Source organism: Actinacidiphila sp. bgisy160 (assembly GCF_057707815.1).
The window spans coordinates 83,808-100,126 of the sequence record NZ_JBYIQW010000012.1; the positions used below are offsets into that span (position 1 = coordinate 83,808).

At 73.4% G+C, this 16,319-nt stretch carries 18 protein-coding genes; 10 read left to right on the top strand and 8 right to left on the bottom strand.

What is annotated here, in order from left to right:
- Positions 1 to 318: 318 nt before the first annotated feature.
- The 6 genes from AC3EUJ_RS13210 to AC3EUJ_RS13235 are packed head-to-tail and all read left to right on the top strand — an operon-like array spanning position 319 to position 5,778.
- The gene (locus AC3EUJ_RS13210) at positions 319 to 1,860 is read left to right on the top strand and encodes a sensor histidine kinase (RefSeq protein ID WP_431961321.1); all 1,542 of its coding nucleotides are present in this window, start codon (positions 319 to 321) and stop codon (positions 1,858 to 1,860) included.
- Positions 1,857 to 2,300 carry a roadblock/LC7 domain-containing protein gene (locus tag AC3EUJ_RS13215; RefSeq protein WP_431961322.1) on the top strand — a complete coding sequence of 148 codons (444 nt, stop codon included), beginning with the start codon at positions 1,857 to 1,859 and terminating at the stop codon, positions 2,298 to 2,300. Before AC3EUJ_RS13210 ends, AC3EUJ_RS13215 begins: the two co-directional genes overlap by 4 nt.
- The gene (locus tag AC3EUJ_RS13220) at positions 2,297 to 2,656 is read left to right on the top strand and encodes a DUF742 domain-containing protein (RefSeq protein ID WP_431961323.1); all 360 of its coding nucleotides are present in this window, start codon (positions 2,297 to 2,299) and stop codon (positions 2,654 to 2,656) included. The genes AC3EUJ_RS13215 and AC3EUJ_RS13220 overlap by 4 nt, the downstream gene beginning before the upstream one ends.
- Complete coding sequence (locus tag AC3EUJ_RS13225) at positions 2,637 to 3,281, top strand: GTP-binding protein (RefSeq protein ID WP_431961325.1); 645 nt, start codon at positions 2,637 to 2,639, stop codon at positions 3,279 to 3,281. The genes AC3EUJ_RS13220 and AC3EUJ_RS13225 overlap by 20 nt, the downstream gene beginning before the upstream one ends.
- Positions 3,278 to 4,534 (top strand): cytochrome P450, encoded by a 1,257-nt coding sequence (locus AC3EUJ_RS13230; RefSeq protein WP_431961326.1) that lies wholly within the window; start codon positions 3,278 to 3,280, stop codon positions 4,532 to 4,534. Before AC3EUJ_RS13225 ends, AC3EUJ_RS13230 begins: the two co-directional genes overlap by 4 nt.
- Entirely contained in the window at positions 4,534 to 5,778 is a 1,245-nt protein-coding gene (locus tag AC3EUJ_RS13235; RefSeq protein WP_431961327.1) for a cytochrome P450 family protein, read from the top strand. The genes AC3EUJ_RS13230 and AC3EUJ_RS13235 overlap by 1 nt, the downstream gene beginning before the upstream one ends.
- On the opposite strand, the gene AC3EUJ_RS13240 is transcribed toward AC3EUJ_RS13235, so the two are convergent.
- From AC3EUJ_RS13240 to AC3EUJ_RS13260, 5 genes are all read right to left on the bottom strand, one after another.
- Positions 5,765 to 6,205: an alkaline phosphatase PhoX gene (locus AC3EUJ_RS13240; protein ID WP_431961328.1), complete on the bottom strand. Its 441-nt coding sequence runs from the start codon at positions 6,203 to 6,205 to the stop codon at positions 5,765 to 5,767. The two genes, AC3EUJ_RS13235 and AC3EUJ_RS13240, sit on opposite strands and share 14 nt — an antisense overlap.
- Positions 6,130 to 6,321 (bottom strand): hypothetical protein, encoded by a 192-nt coding sequence (locus AC3EUJ_RS13245; protein ID WP_431961411.1) that lies wholly within the window; start codon positions 6,319 to 6,321, stop codon positions 6,130 to 6,132. The genes AC3EUJ_RS13240 and AC3EUJ_RS13245 overlap by 76 nt, the downstream gene beginning before the upstream one ends.
- A 78-nt stretch (positions 6,322 to 6,399) precedes the next feature.
- Complete coding sequence (locus AC3EUJ_RS13250) at positions 6,400 to 7,479, bottom strand: hypothetical protein (RefSeq protein ID WP_431961329.1); 1,080 nt, start codon at positions 7,477 to 7,479, stop codon at positions 6,400 to 6,402.
- Positions 7,480 to 7,956: 477 nt separating this feature from the next.
- Positions 7,957 to 8,739, bottom strand: coding sequence for a class I SAM-dependent methyltransferase (locus AC3EUJ_RS13255; RefSeq protein WP_431961330.1), 783 nt, complete (start codon positions 8,737 to 8,739; stop codon positions 7,957 to 7,959).
- 86 nt (positions 8,740 to 8,825) lie between these two features.
- Positions 8,826 to 9,368 (bottom strand): hypothetical protein, encoded by a 543-nt coding sequence (locus AC3EUJ_RS13260; protein WP_431961331.1) that lies wholly within the window; start codon positions 9,366 to 9,368, stop codon positions 8,826 to 8,828.
- Between the two features lie 271 nt (positions 9,369 to 9,639).
- On the opposite strand from AC3EUJ_RS13260, the gene AC3EUJ_RS13265 reads away from it, so the two are divergent.
- Both AC3EUJ_RS13265 and AC3EUJ_RS13270 read left to right on the top strand, forming a co-directional pair.
- Positions 9,640 to 10,665 (top strand): terpene synthase family protein, encoded by a 1,026-nt coding sequence (locus tag AC3EUJ_RS13265; RefSeq protein ID WP_431961333.1) that lies wholly within the window; start codon positions 9,640 to 9,642, stop codon positions 10,663 to 10,665.
- Between the two features lie 230 nt (positions 10,666 to 10,895).
- Positions 10,896 to 11,117 carry a hypothetical protein gene (locus AC3EUJ_RS13270; protein WP_431961335.1) on the top strand — a complete coding sequence of 74 codons (222 nt, stop codon included), beginning with the start codon at positions 10,896 to 10,898 and terminating at the stop codon, positions 11,115 to 11,117.
- Here the strand turns inward: AC3EUJ_RS13270 and AC3EUJ_RS13275 are convergent.
- A complete protein-coding gene (locus AC3EUJ_RS13275; RefSeq protein WP_431961337.1) occupies positions 11,104 to 12,681 on the bottom strand; it encodes an aldehyde dehydrogenase (NADP(+)) in 1,578 nt (525 codons plus the stop codon). The genes AC3EUJ_RS13270 and AC3EUJ_RS13275 overlap by 14 nt on opposite strands.
- Before the next feature lies 1 nt (position 12,682).
- Complete coding sequence (locus AC3EUJ_RS13280; protein WP_431961338.1) at positions 12,683 to 13,312, bottom strand: cysteine hydrolase family protein; 630 nt, start codon at positions 13,310 to 13,312, stop codon at positions 12,683 to 12,685.
- 186 nt (positions 13,313 to 13,498) lie between these two features.
- Between AC3EUJ_RS13280 and AC3EUJ_RS13285 the strand changes: the two genes are divergently transcribed.
- Positions 13,499 to 13,957 (top strand): lipocalin-like domain-containing protein, encoded by a 459-nt coding sequence (locus tag AC3EUJ_RS13285; protein WP_431961339.1) that lies wholly within the window; start codon positions 13,499 to 13,501, stop codon positions 13,955 to 13,957.
- Positions 13,958 to 14,022: 65 nt separating this feature from the next.
- On the opposite strand, the gene AC3EUJ_RS13290 is transcribed toward AC3EUJ_RS13285, so the two are convergent.
- Positions 14,023 to 15,297, bottom strand: coding sequence for an MFS transporter (locus AC3EUJ_RS13290; protein WP_431961340.1), 1,275 nt, complete (start codon positions 15,295 to 15,297; stop codon positions 14,023 to 14,025).
- A 221-nt stretch (positions 15,298 to 15,518) separates the two neighbouring features.
- Between AC3EUJ_RS13290 and AC3EUJ_RS13295 the strand changes: the two genes are divergently transcribed.
- Positions 15,519 to 16,106, top strand: coding sequence for a TetR/AcrR family transcriptional regulator (locus AC3EUJ_RS13295; protein ID WP_431961341.1), 588 nt, complete (start codon positions 15,519 to 15,521; stop codon positions 16,104 to 16,106).
- Positions 16,107 to 16,319 lie beyond the last annotated feature (213 nt).

Genomic DNA, 16,319 nt, shown 5'->3' on the forward strand with positions numbered 1-16,319 from the left:
GCACGGCAAAAGACGTGGTCAGTGGCACCGCGAAGACGTGCCGGCCGGCGCCGCGGCGCCGGCCGCGCCTTGGCGGAGCGGAGGCGACGGTTCCCCCGCGCTCGGGCGGCCGGGTGTCGCGGCCACCTCGCATATCCTCACGAGCCAACAAATGTCATCGGGCTCGTTGATCAACGCTGTCGGCAACTCGCATATAGTGACCGCGAGTTCCCCGCGAACACGGAGCCCGTGCACGATTCGTGCCCGTGGCGGTGCCCGTTTTTGCCGGATTCCCCTGAGCCTGTCCCATCCGTCCGTACGGCCCCGAGGTCCAGATCGATGACAGCGCAGACCGCGCTCCCGCGCCCGCGGACCGGGCGCTTGCGCATCCCGGCACGGCGGCGTGAGCAGCGTGCTCCGTTCGCGTACCTGGCGCGGGCCATGGCGGTTCCCCTGGTGGTCACCGTGCCGGTGGCAGGGTGGCTGGTGGTCGCCGCCCCCGGGTCGCTGCGCGCCCCCGCCGTGATCGGCGCGGCCGCCGGGATCCTGGCGCTGGCCTGCGCCGTGGCCCTGGCGGCGCAGGAACGCTGGAGGGCCCGGCGGCTGGCCGCTCAGCTCGACGCCCTGCGGGCGGAGGCGGAACGATTCGCCGACGAGTTGCTCCCCGCCGCCGTCCGGCGGATCACCGCCGGGGAGACGGTGGACCGGGTGCTCGCCGGGGTGCGGGAGCCGCTGACCGGCCCGCAGCGCCGCATGCTGGCCCTGGTCGCCGACCGGGTGGGCACGAGCGAGTCGCGCCGCGCCGCGGCGATGGCCGTCGGCGCCAACGCCGCCGGGCGCATGCAGGCGCTGGCCACCGGCATGCTCGCCGACCTGCGGCAGATGGAGCACCGCCACTCCGACCCGGCCGTTCTGCACGACCTGCTGCACCTGGACCACCGCACCGCCCAGGCCGGCCGCCTCGCCGACAGCATCGCCGTGCTGACCGGGGCCCGTTCCGGCCGCCGGTGGGCCAAGCCGATCCGGATGGAGTCGATCCTGCGCGGCGCGATGGGGCGCATCGCCGGCTACCAGCGGGTGCGGCTCCACTCCACCAGCGAGGTCGCCGTCGTCGGCCACGCCGCCGAGGGAGTGATGCACGCGCTGGCCGAACTCATGGACAACGCCGCCAACTTCTCCCCGCCCACGGCCGAGGTCCACGTGTACGTGGAGGAGGTGCCCGCGGGCACGGTCATCACGGTCGAGGACAGCGGCCTGGTCATGGGCGAGGTGGCGCTGCGCAGGGCGCAGAGCGCCGTCGCCGCCGGGTCCGGGGACCTGACCGGTCTGTCCGGGACCAGGCTCGGCCTGACGGTCGTCGGGCGGCTGGCCCGCAAGCACGGCCTGACGGTGTCCTTCCGGCCCTCGGCCCGAGGCGGCACCGGCGCGGTGATGATGATCCCGCAGGAACTGCTCACCGTCCCGCGCCCCGGCCTGGACGCCGGTCCCGCCGCCGAGCCCGTCCTGCCCCCGCAGGCCCCGGCCGCCGCCGAGCCGTCCGCCCCCGCCGCCGCCGAGACGTCCGGCCGGGACGAGGAACTCCCGCTCACGGCACCGGAACTGGGCGAGAGCGGCCTGCCCAAGCGCCGACGCGGCCAGACGCTGCACTCCGCCGGCCACGACCGGCGCGCCGCACGTGCGGGTACCGGCTCCGCCGGCCACGGAACGGCGGCCGAGCGCGCCGCGCGCTTCAGCACCTTCCGCAGCGCGGTGCAGGGCACCACGCCCGCCGAACCCGCACCTGCCCCCACCCCTGACCACGAGTCCTCCGCGTCCGCGCCCCGCGCGGACCGCGACGAGCAGAACGCGACGGACCCATCCCCAGAAAGCGACGCGCGATGACCGCACCGGCCACCGGCCACACCAGTACGGACGAGCGGCTCAACTGGCTGCTGGAGAACTTGCTGGAGCGTACCCCGGGCGCCCGCCACGCCCTGGTCCTGTCCCGGGACGGGCTCAAGCTGTGCCGCACCCCGGAGCTTTCGGTGGACCAGGCGGACCAGCTCGCCGCGATCTCCGCCGGCATCCAGAGCCTGTCCCAGGGCGCGTCCATGGAGTTCGGCGACGGCAGCGGCGGCGTGCGGCAGGCCATGGCCGAGTTCTACGGCGGGATCCTGTTCATCGTCGAGGCAGGTGACGGCGCCCACCTCGCGGTCGTCGCCTCCGAAGACGCCGAGGTCGGTCTGATCGGCCACAACATGAACGAGCTGGTCGAACAGCTCGGCGAGCACCTGAGCGCGCCCCCGCGCGAGCTGACCGGTGAGGACGGCGACAGCGCATGACACCCCGCCCGGGCCGGGAGGAGGATCCGGACCGGCTGTACACCCTCACGTCGGGCCGCAGCCGGCCCGAGTCCGACGCGTTCGACCTGGTGACCCTGGTGGTCGCCGAGTGCGAGCCGGCACCGGGGATGCAGTCCGAGCACGCGGCGATCCTGCGGATCTGCCGTCGGCCCACCGCAGTCGTGGAGCTCGCCGCCGACCTGGGGCTGCCGGTCGGCATCACCCAGGTGCTCCTGTGCGACCTGCTGGACACCGGCCGGATCAGCGTCCGGCACCCCCGTACCGCCCGGACGGCGGCTCAACTTCCGGACCCCGAGATCCTGGAGCAGGTGCTCGTTGGACTACGCAACCTCTGACCCCGGCCTCCTTCCCGGCCCGCCGGGGCCGCGGGCGCCGCTCGACGCGAGCGCCGACAACGGGCTGAAGATCGTCATCACCGGTGGTTTCGGCGTCGGGAAGACGACCATGGTCCGCTCGGTCAGCGAGATCCGTCCGCTGAACACCGAGGAGACCATGACGCAGGCCGGTGCCGGGGTCGACGACCTCGCCGGTGTGGCGACGAAGACCTCGACCACCGTGGCCTTCGACTTCGGCCGGATCAGCATCAACGCGCGCACCGTGCTCTACCTGTTCGGCGCGCCCGGGCAGGAGCGGTTCTGGTTCCTGTGGGACCGGCTGTTCTCCGGCACGCTCGGAGCGGTGGTGCTGGTCGACACCCGCCGCCTGGACGACTCCTGGTACGCCATCGACCGGCTGGAGCACCACGGCACCCCGTTCGTGGTGGCCCGCAACGACTTCGGAGGGCCGAAGCACACCGAGGAACAGGTCCGCGACGCGCTGTCGCTGGCGGACGGGGTGCCGCTGGTGGACTGCGACGCGCGGTCCCGGCAGTCGTCCAAGGACGTCCTGATCACCCTCGTCCAGCACCTGCAGACCCTGTCCGCCGCCCGCCCGCGGGCCCGGGAGAGGACCGCCCCGTGACCAGTCAGCCGCCCCCCGGGGCCGCCGGCAGTTGCCCCTTCGCCGGGGCGGTGCCGTTCAGCGGTCCGCGTTTCCACGTCGAACCCGCCGCTCTGTACCGGGAGTTGCGCCGCGACCACGGCGCCCTGGCTCCCGTGACACTCGACGGCGACATCCCGGCCTGGCTCGTCCTGGGCTACCGGGAACTGCTGCACGTCACCGGCGACCCGGTGCTTTTCAGCCGCGACTCGGACCTGTGGAACCAGTGGGACCGCATCCCCGACGACTGGCCGCTGCTGCCCATGATCGGGCGCAAACAGCCGTCGATCCTCTACACCGTGGGCGAGCGGCACCGGCAGCGCGCCGCGATGATGGGCAACGCCATGGAGGACACCGACGCGGTCGAACTGCGCCGGTACGCCGAGCGCTACTCCGACGAACTGGTCGACACCTTCTGCGGCAGCGGCAGGGCCGACCTCCTCGAAGAGTTCGCGATGCTGCTCCCGGTCCGCGTGCTGGCCCGGCTGTACGGCTTCCCCGAGGAGCAGGGCCCGCTCCTGGTGAAGGCGGTCAAGGACCTGGTCGACGGGGGCCCGGACGCCATCGCCGGCCAGACGCACGTCTACTCCGCGATGACCGAGCTGCTCGAGGCGAAGAAGGAACAGCCGGGCGCGGACGTGGTCTCGCGCATGCTCGCCGACCGGTACGACTTCTCCGACGAGGAGATCGTGCAGGACCTGATGGTGATGACCGTGGCCGGCCACCAGCCCACCGCGGACTGGATCGGCAACTCGCTGCGGCTGATGCTCACCGACGACCGCTTCGCCGCCTCGTTCACCGGCGGCCGGAACAGCGTCGGTCAGGCCATGAACGAGGTCCTGTGGGAGGACACCCCCACCCAGAACATCGCCGGCCGGTGGGCCAGCCGCGACACCCGGCTCGGCGGCCGCCAGATCGCCTCGGGCGACCTGCTCATCCTCGGCTTCGCCGCGGCCAACGCCGACCCCCAGGTGCATCTGGAGGCCGGGGCGTCCACCAACGGCAACAACGCCTGGTTCTCCTTCGGCCACGGCGAGCACCGCTGCCCGTTCCCGGCGCAGGAGATCGCCGAGGCCATCGCCCGCACCGGCATCGAGGTGCTGCTGGACCGGCTGCCCGACCTCGAACTGGCGGTCGACCCCGCCGGGCTGGTGCGCCGTCCGTCCCCGTGGCTGCGGGGCATGACCAAGCTCCCCGTGCGTTTCACACCCACCCCCGTGCTAGGAGAACTCTGATGAAGTGTCCGGTCACCGGCCACGAGGCGGCCTCCCCGATCGTGCTGGACCCGCTGGTGGGCGACCTGGTCGCCGAGAGCACCGCGCTGCGCGAGGCAGGCCCGCTGGCCGCGGTCGTCCTGCCCGGCGGCGTGCCGGTGTGGGCGGTGACGCACCACGCCGAGGCCCGCGCGCTGCTGACCGACCCGCGGCTGGTGAAGGACATCGCCCACTGGGACGCCTTCAACCGCGGTGAGATACCCGCCGACTGGGCCCTGATCGGCCTGGCCAACCCGGGCCGCTCCATGCTGACCGTGGACGGCGCCGACCACCGCCGACTGCGTTCCCTGGTCGCCCAGGCGCTCACCCCGCGCCGCGTGGAGCAGATGCGGGCCCGGATCGAGCAGTTGACGGCCGGTCTGCTGGACGGCGTCGAGGAGGCGGCACGCGAGGGCGGGGCGCTGGACCTCAAGGCCACCTTCGCCTACCCGCTGCCCATGTACGTCGTGCAGGAGCTGATGGGCATCGACGAGGCACACCTGCCTCGGCTGAAGGTGCTGTTCGAGAAGTTCTTCTCCACCCAGACCCCGCCCGAGGAGGTCATCGCCACCCTCGGCGAGCTCGCGGAGCTCATGGCCAAGACCGTCGCCGACCGGCGCGCCGAGCCCGGCGACGATCTCACCAGCGCCCTGATCGCGGCCTCCGAGGACGGTGACCACCTCACCGACGAGGAGATCCAGAGCACCCTGCAGCTGATGATCGCCGCGGGGCACGAGACCACGATCTCCCTCATCGTGAACGCGGTCGTCAACCTGCTCACCCACCCCGACCAGCTCGCGCTGGTGCGGGAGGGCAAGGCGAGCTGGGAGTCGGTGGTGGAGGAGACCCTGCGCCACTCCACGCCCACCTCGCACGTGCTGATCCGCTTCGCCACCGAGGACGTCCCCGTCGGCGACAAGGTCATCGCCAAGGGCGAGGCGCTGATCGTCTCCTACGCGGCGATCGGCGGCGACGAGAATCAGCACGGCCCGAGCGCCGGCGTCTTCGACATCACCCGCGACCACCCCATCCGGCACATCGCCTTCGGCCACGGCCCGCACGTGTGCCCGGGCGCCGCGCTGTCCCGGCTGGAGGCCTCGGTGGCGCTGCCCGCCCTCTTCGAGCGCTTCCCGAAGCTCGACCTGGCGGTGCCGGCGACTGAGCTGCGGAACAAGCCCGTGGTCACCCAGAACGACCTGTACGAGCTGCCCGTCACCGTGCACTGACCCACGGAACGACGCGGCCGCCCTTGCTCCACACCACCACGACGAGGGAGGGACGGGGGATCCGCCTGCCGCCCCCCGGCCGGTGCGAGGACGGGCTCTCGTACGTGGAGCCGTCGGTCCGCCCGGGGTGCTGCACGGCGTCCAGGACCCGCTGGTCCTGGACGATCGGGCCGCAGGTCTCGGCGCCCTCGGGCACGCTCGGGAACCGCCGCACCTGACCACGCTCGGCACCCTTGACCGGGACGCCGAACAGGGCGTCGTGGGCGCCCAGGGTGCCCGGCGCGCCGTCCGTGGAGATCCACGGGTTGCCGTGCGGGTCGAAGGCCACGTTGTCCTGGCACGAGATCGGGCTCACGTCGTCCTTCGGGAAGCCCGCGAAGTGGGTGGACGGGTCGGCGGGTCGCCCGCGACAAGGAACAGCCGCCACGCGAAGCGGTCGGCGGCGGTGTCGTCGAGGAACCCCGCCGACTTGCGCACGTGCCCGTGCTTGTCGCGGATGACGGGCACGTCCACGGGAACGGTCGGCCGCACGGTGGTGGGCATGCCGTGACTCCCGGTACCGGTACCGGCCCCGCGCGAAGGTTCCTCGCCGCGGTGCCGGTCCGGCAGGGGCGCCCCGCGTCAGACGTCGGCGCCTTCGGGCGCCGGGCGGTCCGCGTCGGTCTCGCGCCGGGCGGGGACGGTGACTTCCGCGGCCTCGGTGGCCTCGCCGGCCTGGTCGGCGGCGTCGTCCCGGTCGGGCGCAGCGGCCGGCGCGATCCCCGTCGGCACGGCGGGCGCCAGCACGTCGAGGTCGGCGTCGTCCGGACGGCGGTCGCGGCGGACGTCGCCGACGATGAGGGCGACCACCGCCGCCGAGCCGACGAACTCCAGCAGGCTCTGCGAGGCGTCCACGGCGGTCACGGGCATCGTGCCGACCGCGTAGCCCCACAGTTCGGTGAAGGCCGACGGCATCATGAAGAGCGAAAGACCCACGGAGAAGCCCGGGGCTGTGGGCCGCCGCCGGGCCGCGAGCAGCATGCCGGCCCCGCACAGTACGGTCAGGCACACCCACTGGTACGGCGACGGCACCGCGAGGATCGACCGCCCGCTCCCCTTGCCGACGATCAGGTCGGTGAGCACGGCCGGCCCGACCTGAACGGCCGTCACCGCGTTGCGGCCGATGTAGAAGACGTTGAGCACCGCGAGCAGCACCCCTGAGGCGGTGGCCGTCACCTTCACCGGGCGGATGCCGCCCGTCATCGTGTCCGCGGCGGCGGCCTCGTACTCCATGTGCCGGGCGAGGAGGAGGAGTCCGCCCAGGACGAGGGAGAGCACCGCCGCGAGGACGGCGGTGCCGCCCACCGCGTTCAGCGAGGCGCCCTTCAGGTTGCCGAACCACGGGTCGGACGGCGAGTCGAGCAGCAGGTACCAGACCGCGGGGAGCCGGAAGCCGAGGGTCACGGTGCACGAGGTCACCAGCAGGCCGCCCGCGCCGCGCGTGCGGAACAGCGCCGCCAGGCCGGCGCATAGCTGAAGCGCCGCCAGGCCGAGGTCGAGCGAGGAGGTCGCCGACAGGCCCGGCACCCACCCGGTGGTCCACAGCGACCAGGCACCGGGCAGACCGCGGACAACGATGTCGTAGAGCAGCCAGAACGCCGTCTGTGCGAAGAGCGCGAGGCTGAGCAAAGCCACGGCTATCCGCACTTGATTGATCGACATCCCCGGACGGTTCATGGCGCGCTGTCCCCTCGACGGCCAAACGTGGTTGAGTTCACAACAATCCCAATGACGGACCAGAGCATAAACGGTCACCCGTGTACCGGCGCCAATCCGCCCCCGGCGTGCCGACCTTGCCGAACCGTGCGGGAACGGCCTGCCAGCGGGAAGTGGGTGACGTGGCGTCAGGTAACGACGCCTCGGCCCGTGGAATGCCTCGGAGTGCCAGTGAACGGGCGTGCGCGTGAGAGGGAGTTGGGAACCGGTGCCCCCGACGGCCCGTACCGGGTCAGCAAGGCCGCCGTCGAGGCGCTGGGACGGCTCTACGCCGACAAGTTCGGGTTCTGCGTCATCTGCCGTCGCGTCAGCGGCGTCGGGACCGGTGGCGGGCGGCGAGGGGGCCGGTCGCGGCACCGACGTCGGACGCCGCGAACGGCCCGGTCCTCGGCACATGCACCACGGGTGTACTTCTTCCGGATGTCAGCCCCTGCGGGCTTCGATCAGATAACGCTGCGAGTACGCGACGAAGGACCCGTGCCGCTCCATGAAGTCGTGCAACTCCGCGAGCCGCTCACGGTAGGCGTCCACCGTGAAGCCGGGCACGATCCAGATGACCTTGCGGAGGAAGTGGACCACCGAGGCGATGTCGTGGAATTCCATGCGCAGCGCCTCCTGCCGCAGGTCCACGACCTGCAGGCCCGCCGCCTCCGCGCGGGCGGTGGCCTCGATCGCGCTGGAGCCGGCCGTGGTCGTGAAGGGGTCCGGCGGCACGTGCGCGGCGACCGGCTGCGGCCCCATCAGGTAGTCCGTCAGTTCCCGCACCGAGCCCGCGCCGACCTGCTGGGACAGGTAGGCGCCGCCGGGACGCAGCACCCGTCGCACCTCGTCCCAGCGGGTCACCACCGGATGCCGGCTGACGACCAGGTCGAAGTGGCCGTCGGGGAAAGGGAGGTCGGCCGTGTCCTCCGCCTCGACGACGGTGGCGCCCAGGGGGGCCAGGTTGCGGCGGGCGATCTCCAGGTTGGGCGCCCAGGACTCCGTCGCCGCGACCACCGGCGGGGCGGTGGGCACGGTCGCCAGGACCTCCCCGCCGCCGGTCTGGATGTCGAGGACGGCCTCGGACCGCGCGGCCCGCTCCGCGAGGAGCCTGGCGTAGCCCCAGGACGGGCGCTGCTCGGTGGCGCGACCGGTGAACCAGGAGAAGTCCCAGCCCTCGGTCGGGACGGCCTCTCCCTCGGCGAGGAGATCTTGGAAAGTGGACATGGGCGCGAGGATGGCAGACGTGCCGCGCGGCGCGCATCCGGATTACGCCATGGGAATCGAAAGCCCGGGCCGCCCGCCGCGGGTCGTCAGCAGCCGGTCGCCAGGGGGGTGAAGGACGTGGGGGTGCCCTCCTTGGTGTCGACGGCCGTGTCGTACGTGGCGGAGTCCACCGTGAACCAGACGTCGTCCCGGGTGCGGTCGCCGCCGACGTCGTCCAGTTCGACGCACCAGCGTTCCGCCGAGACCACGCGGGTGTAGGACTCGGTGCCCTGCCGGACCTTCCGGCAGTCCTTGTAGTGCTCGGTGGTGTACCAGGTCCGGGTCGACCTGCGCTTTCCGGAACCGCTCGAGGAGCTGTGCTTCACCCGCCGGGTGCGGTCGGTGCACCGCTGCACCATGTGCGGGCGCCGCCCGGTGGCCGTCCTGCGCGCCACGTGCCGGTGGTCGTCCAGCAGCCCGATGACGCGTGGGTCCGCTTTCGCGGCCGGAGCGCCGGCGGTAGCGGCCGCCGACGGTCCGGATCCGGCCACGGCCCCGGAATCCGGGCCCGCGCAGGCACCCAGCAGGGCGGCCAGGCACGCGGCGGCCACGGCCACGGCGGCGGTGAACGGGCGGCGGTGTCTGTGCACTTGTCTCCTCGAAGAACGTGAAACTGAACGCGAACGGTGCGGGCGCTCGGTACGGGCGGTCTGCGCGGGCGGTCGGTGCCCAACGGATCATGACGCGTCGTGGGCCGACCGGGTTCCCGCGGCGCCCTGCCGCCCGCGTTGGCGTCCTGACGCCAACCGACCGTGCGTTCCTGGCGTTCGGTCGTCGAAGGCTGGGTAGGAACCCGGACGGGGATGGCTGGAAGTCGTAGTCCTTGCCGGGCCGCCGACGGCTCGGGAAGGGGGGATCTCGGTGGGGAAGACGTCCGCGTTCGTCCGTATCGACGGTCCGGGGGGACGGGCCGCGCACAGCGGGGTCACGCGGGGGCGGGCCGCGGGGCCCGTCCTCGTACCGGGCCCGTCGCGGCTCAACCCCGGCCTGGGGGAGGTGGAGCCGCATGTCATGGCCTGGGCCCGGCGGGCCGGGCTGTTGTCCCCGCTGACCTCGGGACAGGCCGGCCGGGAGCGGCAGGTGGCCATGGCGGCACACGTGTGGCCCTGGGCGGCGCCGGCCCGCCTGACGGAACTGGCCCGGCTCACGCTGTGGATGTTCGCCGTCGACGACGGCAGCGACGCCGGTCCCTCCCCGAGTACCGGCGTGGAACTGGAGGCCATGGCCGGTGCCGTCGGCGGCTGCGGGCGCGCGGTTCCCGCCTCGGCGCCACCGGCCGTCCGCGTGCTCGGCGACATCATGCCGCGGGTGACCGGGGCCATGGGGGCCGCCTGGGGCGACCGCTTCCGCCGCCACCTGATCGCGTGGATCCGCACCAACCAGGACATGATCCGGATCCGCGCCGACCACGAGGTGCCCACCCCGGAGGCGTACGTCTCCTGGCGGCGGGTCTCCGGTGCGACCGGCTGGTGCTTCGACCTCATCGAGTACGCCCAGGAGTCGGAGCTGCCCGCGGCGATCTGGTTCTCACCGGCCTGCCGCGCCCTGCGCGAGGCCGCCGCCGACGTCATCGGCTGGACCAATGACCTGTTCTCGGTGGAGAAGGAGCTGCTCTCGGGGGAGACCACCAACCTGGTCCTCGTCCTGCGCCACCACCACGGCCTGACGCTGGAGGAAGCGATCGACGAGACACGGCTGTGGCACGCCCGCCGAGTCGCCGCCCTGCGCACCGCGACGCGCGACCTGTACGCCACCGCCCTCGCGACCGACCTCACCCCGGCGCAACTGGCGGCGGTCAGCCAGTACGCGGACGGCATCCACGCCTGGGCCCGCGGCTTCCTCGACTTCTCACTGGCCTCCGCCCGCTACCACGCCCCCGGCGGGTAGCCGTTGGCGCCATCGGGAACACACCACGCAGGGCGGACCGGGGGAACGGGGGAGTACGCGACGGGTGCCGGAAGCGGACACGTCACGGGCGCGGCGGGTTACCTGGTCAGGATGTTCGCGGGTCTGGCCCGGACCGCGCTGACCCCGCTGTTCGGGCGGCCGTAAGCGGCGCCCTGGACATCGGCGCGACCGCCTACCAGCGCGGCGACCTGCACCACGCCATGGCCGCCTTGGACAAGGCAGGCGCGGCCCCCGGGCAGCTGCCCCCGCAGTGGTACGCGACGTGCGTGGGGGAGGCGCGCGCCGCCTCGCGCGCCGCCCGGCTGCTGCGCCAGGTCCTCCAGGACCGGGTGCGCCATCTCGGCGAGGACCACCCGTGGACCGCCCGCACCCGGGGGGAACCCGCGCGCTTCCCGCGACCGGGCCGCGCCCGGCGGGTCAGTCGCGGGTGAGGTGCCCGTCGACCAGCCGCCACAGCCCCAGCGGGTTGGCCGGGGCCAGCGCCTCGGGGAGCAGCGCGTCGGGGAAGCCCTGGTAGGTGACGGGCCGCAGGAAGCGGTCGATCGCGCTCATGCCGACCGAGGTGAAGCGGCTGTCGGTCGTGGCCGGGAACGGGCCGCCGTGGATCGTGGCGTGGCCGACTTCCTGCGGGTGGGCGAAGGCGTTCACCACGATCCGGCCGGTACGGCGCTCCAGGACCGGCAGCAGGCGCGCGGCCTGCGGGTGGTCCGCCTCCTCCAGGTGCATCGTCGCCGACAGCTGGCCGCGGAAGCCGCGGGCCACCTCCGTCATCTGCTCCGTGCTGCTCAGCCGGACGAGCAGCGCGGCCGGTCCGAAGACCTCCTCGGCCAGCGCGGATTCGGCCAGGAAGCGGTCGCCGTCGACCTCGAGGAGCTGCGCGCGGCCCTGGTAGGCGCCCTTGGGCTCCGGCCCGGCCGCCACGGTCGCGGCCCCGGACTCGCGCAGGCGCCGTTCCCCGCGGCCGTAGGCGTCGTGGATGCCGGGGGTGAGCATCGTCCGCGCGCCCATGGCACCGACCCGCGCCGCGGCCGCCTCGCGCAGCTCGGCGTACCCCGGGCCGTCGACGGCGAGCAGCACGGCCGGCTTCAGACAGGCCTGGCCGACGTTCACGAGCATGCGCTCGGCGAAGCCGTCGCCGATCTCGCCGCCGCGCGCCGCCAGCGCCGCCGGCAGGACGAAGGTCGGGTTGACGCTGGTCATCTCGGCGAAGACCGGTATCGGATCGGGGCGCAGCTGCGCCCGCCGGTACAGGGCCATGCCGCCGGCCTCGGAACCGGTGAAGGTGACCGCCTTGACCAGTGGATGCTCCACCAGGGCCTCGCCGATCGCGTTGCCCGCCCCCCGGAGCATCGAGAACACGCCCTCGTGCAGCCCGCAGTCGGCGACGGCGCCCTGGATGACGCGCCCCTGCAGTTCCGAGGCGCCGGGGTGGGCGTTGTGGGCCTTGAGGATCACCGGGCAGCCCGCCGCGAGCGCGGCGGCGGTGTCGCCGCCCGCGACCGAGTAGGAGATCGGGAAGTTGCTGGCGCCGAAGACGGCCACCGGTCCGATGGCGATCTTCTGCAGGCGGTGGTCCATACGGGGCCTGGGCCGCCGTCCCGGCTGGGCCGTGTCGACGGCGGCCTGCCGGAACCGGCCCTGCCGCACGACCTCGGCGAACTGCCTGAACTGCCCCGCGGACTTGGCCGCCTCGGCTTCCAACTGCGCGACCGGGAGGCCCGTCTCCAGGGCCGCCCGCTCGGCCAGTTCGCCCTTGATCCCGTCAAGCCGGTCCGCGATCAAGTCGAGGAACGCGGAGCGCTCCACGAGGCCGGTGCGGTTGTAGGTGTCGTAGGCCTCGTCGGCCAGCCGTGCGGCGCGGTCGACCTCGGCCGCCCCGCCGAGCGCGAACTCCGGTCCGACCAGTTCGCCGGTCGCCGGGTCGAGCGCCTTCATCGTGCCCTCGGACGCAGGGACGGACGAGGCGCCGATCAGCATCTCTCCGGTCAGTCGCATGTCAGTGGTCTCCGTTCTCCGGCGTCTTCAGCAGGTCGGCGGTGGTGGTGATGGAGTGGGCGTAGGTGGGGCCGTTGAGCTCGTGGGCGGCGTGCATCATCTCGGGGCGGTAGGCCGCGGTGGCGTCGCGGACGAGCGTCACGTGGTAGCCGAGTTCCATGGCGTAGCGGCCGGTGGACTCGATGCAGGTGTTGGCGAGCAGCCCGATGACGATCACATGGGTGACCCCGTGCTGCTTGAGCCGGAAGTCCAGGTCGGTGTTGGCGAAGCCGCTCTGGGACCAGTGCTCCTGGACGACCACGTCGCCCTCGGCGGGCCGGAAGTCGGGGTGGAACTCGCCGCCCCAGGTGCCGAGGGCGAAGGTGTGCCGCTCCTGGATGATGCGGTGCGTGGGGTTGGGGTGCTGCCAGTCCTCGTAGTCGCCCTCCCGCCAGCGGCGGTGAGGGACGAAGAAGACCTTCTGGCCCGCCGCGCGCCCCGCGCCGACGACGGCGCGGAGGTTGTCCAGCAGGCCGACCTCGGTGGCGACGCCTTCCAGCGCGGGCCAGACCTTGCCGCCCTCGGACAGGAAGTCGTTGTAGGGGTCGACCAGCAGGATCGCCGTCCGCGTGGGGTCGTAGGTGTCGGTCATGATGCGTCCTTTCCCAGTGTGGATTATTTGCATCATCCTCATTCAGGATTACTCTCGTCATCCTGAAAGTCAAGGAACGACGCCGGGCCGCCGAGTGGGTGCGCGCAGCGCAGCGCGGGCGGGGGATGCGGGCCGGCGGCCATCGACGGCGCCCAGTGGGTGCCCGCACGACAGCGAGGTACGGCGATGTCTCCCGATGAACTGCGCGAATCCCTGATCGGCGGCTGGCGGCTGGTGTCCTACGAGGCCACCGACGTCGGGACCGGGGAGGTCGTCGAGCCCTTCGGGCCGCGGCCCCGGGGCCTGATCACGTACGGCCGGGACGGCCACATGGCGGCCCAGATCATGCGGGCCGGGCGGCCGGACTTCCGGCATGGGCGGCTCGAGGAAGGGCTGCCCGGGGAACTGGCCGCGGCGGCCGCGGGCTACCTCGCCTACGCCGGCACCTTCGAGGTCCCGGCCGGGGACACGGTCGTGCACCGTGTCGAACTGAGCCTGTTCCCCAACTGGGTGGGCGGTGCCCAGACGCGGATCGCCGACCTGGACGGCCGAATGCTCCGGCTGAGCCTGCCCGGCCCCGTCCGGCTCTGGGGCGCGCTCCGCACCGGTGTCCTGACCTGGGAGCGCCGCGGCGACGGCCGGTGACGGCCGGCTCCCTCATGGAGTCGCGGAGCGCGGGCGGTGCGGCCCGCGCTCCGCGCGTGCTCCGGTCACCCGCGTACGGCGGGAGTCGCGGCGGTGTCCGCGTCCGTCCGGGTGGGTCCGCTGCCGTCGCCCCGCCGGGTGCCCGCACGGCGGGCCCGGGGGGCGTGCCAGGCGAGCGTCAGGGCCGCGAGGAGCAGGAAGCCCAGGCCGCTGGCCACCACGCCGTGCCAGCCGAAGGATGAGAAGAGCACTCCGGCGACGGCCGAACCGGTGGCGCCACCGCCGAAGACCGCGAACATGTACACCGTGTTGAGCCGACCCCGCATCCCCGGCCCCGCGGTGAAGATGCGGGCCTGGTTGGCTGTCTGGCCGCTGGTGACCCCGTAGCCGAGCAGGTTGCAGCCCACGGCGAGGGCGACGAGTGACCGCCCCGCGACCCCGAAGAGCACGAACGCGGCCACGGCCGAGGCCACCGCGACGGTGTTGACCGCCAGCGGCCCCCACCGGTCGGTGAGCCGCCCCGAGTAGCGGGCGGCCAGCGCGCCCGGCACGCTGCACAGGCCGAAGAGGCCGACCACGGCCGGGCCCAGCCCGATCGGCGGGGCGGTGAGGTGGAAGGCGAGCGTGGACCAGAAGGCGGAGAAGGAGGCGAAGGCCGTCGCTCCCAGCGCGGCCGACAGGCGCAACGGGGCGTGGTCCACCAGCAGCCGGGGGAGCGAGGCGAGCAATCGCCCGTAGCCGCCCGAGGTCGCGGCTCCCGCCGGTCGTCCGGCCGGCATGTACCGGGGAAGGACCAGCAGCAGTGCCGCCGTGGCCGCCGCGGCGACGAGGAAGCCCGCCCGCCAGGTTCCCGCGGCCTGGGCGATGAGTCCGGAGGCGGTGCGGGAGAGCAGGGCGCCCATCGTCAGCCCCGTGCCGACCGCCCCCAGGACCCGTCCGGCCCTGCCGGGTGCGGCCATGGACGCGACCGTCGGCATGATCACCTGCGGCAGCACGGTGCTCGCCGAGAGCGCGAGGGTCGCCAGGCCCAGCAGGGCGACGGACGGGGCAACGGCGCCCGCCAGGAGCGCGACGGCGGTCACCGCGAGCAGGACCCTGGACAGCCGGCGCAGCCGTGCCCGGTCCGCGAGCGGGACGACGGCCACGATGCCCAGCGCGTAGCCGATCTGCCCCGCCGTGGCCACGAGCCCGGCGGCGGAGGCGGAGATGCCGAAGTCGTGGGCGATCTGGTCGAGGAGGGGCTGGGTGAAGTAGATGTTGGCGACCGTGATCGCCGTCGCCGTGGCGAACACGGGGAGGGTTCCCCGCTTGACGTCCGGGCGGGTTGCTGCGGTGGTCATGGGTCCTCGCGGAGGGTTCGCGGGCGGGAGGGGGAGAGGCGGCGGGCCTGCTCCGGTGGAGGCGCGTGCCGGTGTGTGGATGATTACCGTCATCCACATCTCGAGGATGATGGGTGTCATCCCGCATGTCAAAGCCCCGGGCGGGGCTCCGGGGAGGGTGTATGATGGCCGTCATCCACATTCGGTCGGGGCGGCCCGACGCACACCCGGGAGGTCAGGCGATGGGTCACTCGCAGGCAGCGAAGGCCGAGTCGCGCGAGAAGGTCCTGCGGATCGCCGCCCGCCGGATCCGCGAGGAGGGCATGACCCGCCCCGGCGTCGCCGACCTCATGAACGAGGCCGGACTCACCCACGGCGGGTTCTACAAGCACTTCGCGTCGCGTGACGACCTGATGGGTCAGGCGGCGGCGCTCGCCCTCGCCGACGGCGAGGCCAAGATGGCCGAGGCCGCCCGCAAGGACCCCGAGGCCCCCCGCTCGGGGCTGATCGACGCCTACCTCAGCGCCCGCCACCGGGACGCCCCCGGTACCGGCTGCGCATTGGTGACCCTCGGCGCCGCGGCCGGTCGCGGCGACGCGGCGTTCAAGGAGGCGTACGAGAAGCAGGTCGGCGACTACCTCGCGCTCATCGGCGAGACCGCGCGGGGCGAGGACCCCGACGAGGCGCGGGCCGACGCGATGCTCACGCTCAGCGCCCTGGTCGGCGCCTTGCTGATCTCGCGCGCGGTCGCCGATCCCGAGCTGTCCGACGAGTTCCTGTCGACGGTCGCCGCGCGTCTGAAGGACGCGCAGGCACCCGCGGAGGTCTGACCGGACCACCCGCAGGCCCGCGCCGCCGCCCGGGCCGCGGCCTGGTGGGCGGCCGTGCGAGCGGCCCGGGAGCCGCACGGGCACCTGAGGCCCACTGCGCGATGCGGGGGCTGCCGCGTCCGAGCACGCCTGCCGTCGCCGGGGTACCGCTGCCGCAGCGGACTTCCCGGGCCGTCGACGGCATGGCTCCGGACCGGCGTTCGCGACCCGGTA

Coding starts and splice junctions, on each gene's coding strand:
- AC3EUJ_RS13215 (WP_431961322.1), top strand. CDS start 1,857: ATGACCGCACCGGCCACCGGCCACACCAGTACGGACGAGCGGCTCAAC.
- AC3EUJ_RS13275 (WP_431961337.1), bottom strand. CDS start 12,681: ATGCGACTGACCGGAGAGATGCTGATCGGCGCCTCGTCCGTCCCTGCG.
- AC3EUJ_RS13280 (WP_431961338.1), bottom strand. CDS start 13,312: ATGACCGACACCTACGACCCCACGCGGACGGCGATCCTGCTGGTCGAC.
- AC3EUJ_RS13245 (WP_431961411.1), bottom strand. CDS start 6,321: ATGCCCACCACCGTGCGGCCGACCGTTCCCGTGGACGTGCCCGTCATC.
- AC3EUJ_RS13295 (WP_431961341.1), top strand. CDS start 15,519: ATGGGTCACTCGCAGGCAGCGAAGGCCGAGTCGCGCGAGAAGGTCCTG.
- AC3EUJ_RS13285 (WP_431961339.1), top strand. CDS start 13,499: ATGTCTCCCGATGAACTGCGCGAATCCCTGATCGGCGGCTGGCGGCTG.
- AC3EUJ_RS13290 (WP_431961340.1), bottom strand. CDS start 15,297: ATGACCACCGCAGCAACCCGCCCGGACGTCAAGCGGGGAACCCTCCCC.
- AC3EUJ_RS13255 (WP_431961330.1), bottom strand. CDS start 8,739: ATGTCCACTTTCCAAGATCTCCTCGCCGAGGGAGAGGCCGTCCCGACC.
- AC3EUJ_RS13235 (WP_431961327.1), top strand. CDS start 4,534: ATGAAGTGTCCGGTCACCGGCCACGAGGCGGCCTCCCCGATCGTGCTG.
- AC3EUJ_RS13250 (WP_431961329.1), bottom strand. CDS start 7,479: ATGTCGATCAATCAAGTGCGGATAGCCGTGGCTTTGCTCAGCCTCGCG.
- AC3EUJ_RS13220 (WP_431961323.1), top strand. CDS start 2,297: ATGACACCCCGCCCGGGCCGGGAGGAGGATCCGGACCGGCTGTACACC.
- AC3EUJ_RS13210 (WP_431961321.1), top strand. CDS start 319: ATGACAGCGCAGACCGCGCTCCCGCGCCCGCGGACCGGGCGCTTGCGC.